Below are 625 nucleotides of genomic sequence, written 5' to 3'. Positions count from 1 at the left end.
CCGCCGACGTCAGCGGTCTTGCGGTACCTGCCTGACACGCTGCACTACGTGACATCGCTCGACGAACGGGTAGGCGGCCAGGTCCGCCTCCCCGTATCACGTCACGCCTCAAACCAGGGAGAAACTCGAAAATGCATGATGCCAACGTCATCGATGCGCTGGCCGCGCGTCTGCGCAACGCCGAAGCGTCGCGCCAGACCATCTCGCCCGTACGCGGAGATATCCCCCTCGACGACATCGCTACCGCCTACGCAGTGCAGCAGGCGAACGTCGATCTGCGCATCGCGAACGGCGAGCGACGTCAGACCGATCTTGCGGCCGACGATGCGCTCGCCGTGCAGAAGCAGCTTGGCGTCGATCAGCCGGATTTCGGCGCGCTGTTCGCGGGCATGGCCTACGGCGACAGCGAACCGATGCCGCTGGCGACGCTGATCCAGCCGAAGGTCGAAGCCGAAATCGCGCTGGTGCTCGAACACGACCTCACGCACGACAAGCACACGTTCGTGGACATCCTGCGCGCCAGTGCGTACGCATTGGCCGCGATCGAGGTCGTCGACAGCCGCATCGAGAACTGGGACATCCGCTTCGTCGATACGGTGGCGGACAACGCGTCGAGCGCGCTGTT

At 64.8% G+C, this 625-nt stretch carries 1 pseudogene; it reads left to right on the top strand.

Annotation, left to right across the window (positions count from 1 at the left end):
- Positions 1-131: 131 nt before the first annotated feature.
- Positions 132-625: pseudogene (locus GCT19_RS42480) on the top strand (2-keto-4-pentenoate hydratase); the annotation flags it as partial.

It is taken from the genome of Paraburkholderia atlantica, assembly GCF_009362785.1.
GTDB lineage: Bacteria > Pseudomonadota > Gammaproteobacteria > Burkholderiales > Burkholderiaceae > Paraburkholderia > Paraburkholderia atlantica.
The sequence above is the reverse complement of the archived record's forward strand: the minus strand, read 5'-3'. Positions and strand labels throughout refer to the sequence as shown.